This window comes from Burkholderia sp. Ac-20392 (assembly GCF_017104585.1).
Classification (GTDB): domain Bacteria; phylum Pseudomonadota; class Gammaproteobacteria; order Burkholderiales; family Burkholderiaceae; genus Burkholderia; species Burkholderia lata.
The window spans coordinates 1-6,447 of record NZ_JAAGPB010000478.1 but is presented as its reverse complement, the minus strand read 5'-3'; the positions used below and the strand labels follow the sequence as shown (position 1 = coordinate 6,447).

4 protein-coding genes and 3 pseudogenes are annotated in these 6,447 nt (G+C 62.0%); 4 read left to right on the top strand and 3 right to left on the bottom strand.

The features are described 5' to 3' along the window. The 4 genes and pseudogenes from G3N99_RS32490 to G3N99_RS32475 all read left to right on the top strand — a co-directional run. A pseudogene (locus G3N99_RS32490) lies at positions 1-278 on the top strand (type III secretion protein HrpB7); the annotation flags it as partial. Between the two features lie 75 nt (positions 279-353). Further along, a pseudogene (sctT, locus tag G3N99_RS32485) lies at positions 354-1,157 on the top strand (type III secretion system export apparatus subunit SctT); the annotation flags it as partial. A gap of 348 nt (positions 1,158-1,505) precedes the next feature. Continuing rightward, positions 1,506-2,102 carry a hypothetical protein gene (locus tag G3N99_RS32480; RefSeq protein ID WP_206124419.1) on the top strand — a complete coding sequence of 199 codons (597 nt, stop codon included), beginning with the start codon at positions 1,506-1,508 and terminating at the stop codon, positions 2,100-2,102. A 110-nt stretch (positions 2,103-2,212) separates the two neighbouring features. Continuing rightward, positions 2,213-2,470 (top strand): annotated as a pseudogene (locus tag G3N99_RS32475) (LysR substrate-binding domain-containing protein); the annotation flags it as partial. 209 nt (positions 2,471-2,679) lie between these two features. Here the strand turns inward: G3N99_RS32475 and G3N99_RS32470 are convergent. From G3N99_RS32470 to G3N99_RS32460, 3 genes are all read right to left on the bottom strand, one after another. After that, complete coding sequence (locus tag G3N99_RS32470; RefSeq protein WP_174943685.1) at positions 2,680-3,453, bottom strand: ABC transporter substrate-binding protein; 774 nt, start codon at positions 3,451-3,453, stop codon at positions 2,680-2,682. A 751-nt stretch (positions 3,454-4,204) separates the two neighbouring features. Beyond that, a complete protein-coding gene (locus tag G3N99_RS32465; RefSeq protein WP_174943688.1) occupies positions 4,205-4,795 on the bottom strand; it encodes an NUDIX hydrolase in 591 nt (196 codons plus the stop codon). Positions 4,796-5,309: 514 nt separating this feature from the next. Then, positions 5,310-6,428, bottom strand: coding sequence for a tryptophan 7-halogenase (locus tag G3N99_RS32460; RefSeq protein ID WP_346778513.1), 1,119 nt, complete (start codon positions 6,426-6,428; stop codon positions 5,310-5,312). Between the last annotated feature and the right edge of the window lie 19 nt (positions 6,429-6,447).

Genomic DNA, 6,447 nt, shown 5'->3' with positions numbered 1-6,447 from the left:
TTGCGGCCGTCGGGAGCCGTGCCGAGGTGAACACAGACAAACAAACGTCACCGCGCTCGAAGGGCGCGCGGCTGCATGCGGCGCTGCAGGCCAAGACCAGGAAGCTCGCGGCGAGCGGACGCCGGAGCGCGCGGAACGAGGAGCAGATCGGCGTCGTGCGCGAGCGGATCCGGCGGCTCGCGTGCGCGGCCGAGGCAGCCGCCGAAGACGTACAGGACGAGGAGATCGAGGAAGGCGTGCTCGCACGCCGGCTCGCGGCCGTGCGGGCCTCGACCTGAATCCTGTTCCCGCCAATGACGGCCGGCTCTGCGAATGCATTCTCGACATCTCAGGAACGTGCCCCGGACATGCACATGACGACCTACGACATCTTTCCTCTGCAGCACCTGAGCGACGAATTCATCGGCTTCATCGTGCTGCTCGTGCTGTCGAGCGAGCGGCTTCTCGTGATCATGACGATCCTGCCCGCGACCGCCGACAACCTGCTGAAAGGCCCGCTGCGCAGCGGCGCGGCCGCGATCTGGTGCCTCTTCATCGCATGTGGGCAGCAGGTGCTGATCCCGCAGCTCCGCGGCGCGTTCCTCGTGATCGCTTGCGCGAAGGAAGCCGTGATCGGGGTCGTGCTCGGCATCGCGGCCTCCACGGTGTTCTGGGCCGCGGAGGCGATCGGCACCTACGTCGACGATGTCGCCGGCTTCAACAACGTGCAGATGCAGAACCCGAGCTCGGGCACGCAGACGTCTCTGATGGCGACGCTGCTCGGGCAACTGACGATCGCGTCGTTCTGGATGCTGGGCGGCATGACGTTCCTGCTCGGCGCGCTGTACGAATCGTATGCGTGGTGGCCGCTCGGTTCATTCAACCCGGTTCCCGCGCCACTGCTCGAAATGTTCGCGCAGGCGCGGCTCGACATGCTGATGAACATGGTCGCGCGGATCGCGACACCGATGATGGCGATGCTGCTGCTCGTCGATCTGGGCCTCGCGTTCGTCTCCCGCTCGGCGCAGAAGCTTGATCTGATGTCGGTCAGCCAGCCGCTCAAGGGCGTGATCGCCGTGCTGATCGTCGCGGTGCTGGCGGGGAGTTTCGTGAGCGAGATGCGCGGGCAGATTTCGCTGGCGGGGCTCGCGCAGCAGGTGAAGCAACTGGCCGGCCGATAGGCGGGGCGACTGCTTTCGCACGGCGAGCGCCATCGAGATAGCGGACGTTCGGGGCAGTTCCACGCGGGCATTGATGCGATGGATGCGTCGACATCGTGGAACAAGCACACGCTGAGCGACGCGATCGACTCGCGCCCACCCGATTCCGATCCACGCTCTCGACGTTTCGCTTTCGCGCCGCTCGCTTCGCGTATCCAGCTGCCACGCCCGCCGCAACGCGCATCATCCCTTCATCGATCGGCAGCTACCGTCATGCGATTCCGACGGCGGAGCGGCCCGTCGATTTTGCCGTCGAGCGCCATGGCGCCCGACGCACTCTCCTCCTCTTGATAAAAGGTACCGACCATGACAAAAATCACCGGCGGCAGCACCGCGCCTGTCGACAAGCAAACCATAACCCCTTCGTCGAGCAACGATTCGCAATCGACCCGGCGTTCGAACGATCGACCGACGGGCAGCGCGACGCTGAACGCACTGAACAATCTGTCGACGCCGCATACACGCCGCAACGACGTCACGCAACAGGCGGCCAGCCATATGGAGCAACCGGACGCGACGTACTATTCGGCGGCCGTGTTCGGGGTCAGCTCGGTGCTGCAGCACGGCCAGTACGGCATCACGGAAGGCTCGCACAATAGCGTGGTGGGCAATCTCGACGGCCTCTCGAAAGGCACGCAGACGCATACGGGCGCGCACATGAACGAAAGCAAGTCGTTCGGCAAGGACGCGGTCGAGCATTTTCGGCAAGGAGAGTATCGCGACGCCGCGATGACCGCAGCCGGTTCGGCGATCAACGCCGTGGCTTCGATGACCGTCGGGCCCGCGCGCGATTTCGAGACGGCCCGGAAAGATCCGCGTCCGGAAATCTCCGTGGCCGCGTCGGCGAGCCTGCATCAGGATTTCGCGACGCTGCCTTCTCCGACGCGCACGACGCACGAATGACGCATTCGATGCGTCACGCGACGCGCCGCCTCGCCGCCCCGTCCCGCGGGGCCGAGGCGCTGGCGTTGAAGTTCGTGTAAAACGGCCGCCCGTTCGACGTCGCAGTCGAGCCGCAACTGACGACGAAAGATTCACGCGTGATGCTGCGTCTCGCGCTGGCCGGCGCCGGCATCATGTTCGCGCCCAAGGACTGCCTGCGCGCGCATTTCGACGACGGCTCGCTCGTGCCGCTGCTCGATGATTTCCTGCCACCGTTCCCGGGCTTCTTTCTCTACTTTCCGCAGCGGCGCAACATGGTGCCGAAGCTGCGGGCGTTGATCGATCATGTGCGGCAATGGCAGGCGCCGCCGTCTGGCGTTGGCGGGTGACGCGTGCCGCGCCACGCGAACGCCACCGCGATGGTCGCCAGGTATTGAGGCTCGTCAGGTCGCCTCACGCGACGACGATGATGTGCGACCTCCAGACCGCCCCCTTCACACGTGCTTCGACGCGGCGGACACATCGTCATGCCTCGTTCCGCCGCGCCAGGTACGTCACGCGCCCGTCACCCGGTGCGACGAGCAGGACACGCATGCGCTCAATTGCCGTAGATGTCGAAATTGAAATAGCGACTGGCGATCTTGTCATACGTCCCGTCGGCACGGATCGCGGCGAGCGCCGTGTTGATCTTGTCCTTCAGGTCCGTGTCGTCCTTGCGAATGCCGATGCCCTGACCCGGTCCGAAAATCTTCGGATCGTTCAGCTCGCCGCCCGCGAACGCGTAGTCCTTGCCTTGCGGCGTATTCAAGAAGCCGCGCGATGCTTGCACGCCGTTTTGCAACGCCGCATCGAGCCGGCCGTTGGTCAGGTCGGCATACACCTGATCCTGGTTCTGATACGACAGGATGCGCGCGCCGCTACCTTCCCAATGCGCTTTCGCATACGTCTCCTGCATCGAGCCTTGCAGCACGCCGATGGCTTTACCGTTGAGCGATGCCGGCGTCGGCTGGATACCCGAGCCCTTTTTCGCGACAAGAAACGTCGGTGCGTGCGCCGTCTTGTTCGAGAAATCGATTTGCTTCAATCGCGCAGGCGTCATCGACATCGACGACAGGACCGCGTCGAATTTCCGCGCCTTCAGGCCGGGAATCATGCCGTCAAATGCATTTTCGACCCAGAGGCATTTCGCGTTGAGGCGCCTGCACACTTCGTTGCCGAGATCCACGCCGAAGCCAGTCAATTCGCCGGACGGTTTCTTGTATTCAAACGGAGGATAAGACGGGTCGACGCCAATGCGAATCGTCGTCCATTCCTTGGCAAACCCGGTTGCGGACATGGCAAGTGCAACCAGTCCGATCATGATCCTCTTCATTCTTATCTCCATGTAGTTGAAATAGCTGCATTGGCATTTACCCTTCGAACCGATCGATTCGAAACGGGTGACGACGCCTGATTCGTCGAAACCGGAACCTGCACGGCAGCCGTCGAGCTCCCCGCCGTCGGTCGTCGCGCCGCCTCAATCCTGCATTCCACCGAACGGAGGATTTTCCATCCTCTGTTTCGAGAAATAGCGGGCGCTTCCGCCGTGCTTGATTCGGCACACGCAAGCGTGGGCCTTTTCAGATCACCGATTCCGGTTGTATTGTGCCTTATCCGATTGAGCATCCAGAATTTCGACGCGTCCTGCATGCGTGGCGATTCAACGCTCGGAGTTATACCGGTGGCATGGGTTCGTCGACGTGAAACGATCCGACCACACGACGTACACCTCGGCCGGCCTGACACAGTTGCCTGACTGCTGCGGGCCCTTTCGACGGTTCGACGCGCGCCGTGGCGCGACTCAGGGATGGTGGAACACGTTCTTGAAGCGTTGAAACAGATCGGATTTCCTGCTCGACAGCATCGTCAATCAAGCGAACCTGCCGGAAAGCGCCAATTCGATGGAAGGCTGCGTCCGACACCGTGTGCGTGATACGCATTCGCGGCGGCACTGCGCGAATGCGCGCCGATTCCGACCGGACAGTGCACCTGCCATGAGGTGGACGCCGCACATCGGGACGACACGCGGAGCATGTCGCCACGATGCGGCTTACTCGCTCGTTCCAGCCGGGAAATCGTCCTGATCAGATATTATTCTTGAGATTCTTGAGAATTTCGTAGAACCAGCTGGTGCTTTGGCTGTTGTTCAATGCTTGAATCCTGCTCCAGTCCCTATCGAGATTCCAGACCGAGCCGGTTGCAAGTTCATTGTCTCCCGGGCAATTTGGATACGTTTTGAAAATATCCTTGTAGGTTTTGATTTTCCCATTACTAATAGCGGCAGCTGCGTCGGCGCCCGTCCTGAGGTTGGCAATTGCCCTGCTGCTGATATCGTTGAATACCGCGCTCGAGAACTGGTAGTAGACGCCGTAATACTCGTACTTGCCCGTCACGCCATGCCACTCTTTCGGGATCAACTTTCCGTCGAAATTGCGAAGCTCGACGCCGGTCTCCTCCTGAAATTCATTTGCCGCGCCGATCGCCGGATCGGTGTTCGCTGCCAGCCCTCCGCCGGGAAGCGCGGACTCTCCAGGGCCGTTCTTGATCACGGTGCCATCCCGATAGATAACACCGTTGCCGTTGTTGTCGGTATGAAAAAAGAACCCCTTAGTATTCTTGACGGCAATAAAGAAATTCTTCGAAGAATCGCGCACGACAGCATATGTCTGAGCCATGATTTTAATTTCACTCCGGATCGGGTTGATGGAACGACACGACCATACACATTGGATGATAGTGCCTTCCCGAAATTTCGCCAGTTCCGATCGGCATGTCGCTCAACATCAAGATCATCTATTTTTATATTTTAGCCATTTGATTTTTTGGCGATGATCGTTAATTTTTTTGAAACCATTTGCGATGCTTGCTGCGTTTAATTGAAATGCGTCTGATCGAATTGGCGAAACGTGAACCGAAATAAAGTCGTCACCGTTTGCGAAGCAAAGATGTGTCGCGAAGACCGTGTCAACTCGCCGTGATGTTGGGCCACCGCCTGGCAGCCGCGGTTGTCTCCCGATGGCTCCGTCGAGCACACTTGAGTCAGTGCTGAGCGCTCGCCAGTTCATCCGAAAACCTCAGCCGTTCAAACCGCGTTCCCGCAACAGACGAGCGATGTTCCGGAAAATATCGCTGCACGACGGGACAAGCGGTCACGAAGCGAGTGTGCTCGCGCCGCCCAATAACAGGCATTCACGCGCCGAACACAGCGGGCTCGATCATTTGCCTGCTCCACAGCCATTCGAGCAACTGTTGCGCGCTGGCCGCTTCCATCGACCTGCCGAGAAACGCAATCAACTCGAGCGGATGCGTTGCCCGCGTCAGCATGTCGAGGAGCGGAAACAGCGCCACGCCATTCCAGAACGCGACGGGTCGATCAAGACTCGGATGCTGCAAGGCAGGATGCGCGGTGACGCGGTCGCCGGTCGCGCAAGGCAACACGACGATGCCGGTATTGCGGGCGAAGCGGATCGGACTGTGCAAGGGCAACGGAGGCGCGGGCTCGCCGGGCTGCGGCGGGTCCGACGGCACGCGCGCCCATTCGGCTTGCAGCGCGTGCGTCATGAGGTCTACGCGCGCCGCGATTTCGTCGCCGGGCGAGGATGTCGCAACCGTATCGGACGTCAATGCAGGCGTCGAGCGCAGGCGCCAGAAAGGCGCTTCGGCGCACCATGCCTGACGGTAGTACCCGGCGGTCCATGCGAGGTGACGCGCCGCGCCTTCGATCAGGCGCGATTCGTAAAAGCGCTGCGCCAGTTCGCGCTCCGAGGCATCGCTTGCCCGGCACCACGTGTTGATCGCGAGAGCGGCCTGGAGCGAGAAGCGCATCGCCTTCTCGACGCCCGAGGACGAGATCGGGTCGAGCGCGAAGGCCGCGTCGCCGAGCTTGATGCGTCCGTCCTGCCAGGCGAGCGCGTCGACGTAGGGCGTCGATACGCACATGCGCGGCGAATCGCACCAACGCACACCTGCCATGTCCTTGAACAAGGCGCTTCGCGTGCAGGCGTTGCGCAAGACCGACGCCGGCTCGCGTTCGAGCGCCTCGTCCCGCGCGGAGGGATCGAACGTGAACATGACGCGATAACGGCCGCCCGGCAGCGCAGCGCCCCACATCCATCCGTCATCGAGCGCTTCCACGCGCGTGGCGGCATCGGCCTGCGCAGCCGGTGTTTCCATCGCGGCTTCGGCCCATACCGTGGACAGCCGACGCGCGTGCAAGCGCTGCGGCTCGCGCCGGCTCTGCCGGCCCTGTGCATCGAGCAGCACGTGCGCGTCGACGCTCCGCGGCCCGTCGGGCGTAGCGATCTGCACGCGCCAGGCGCCGGGCGCT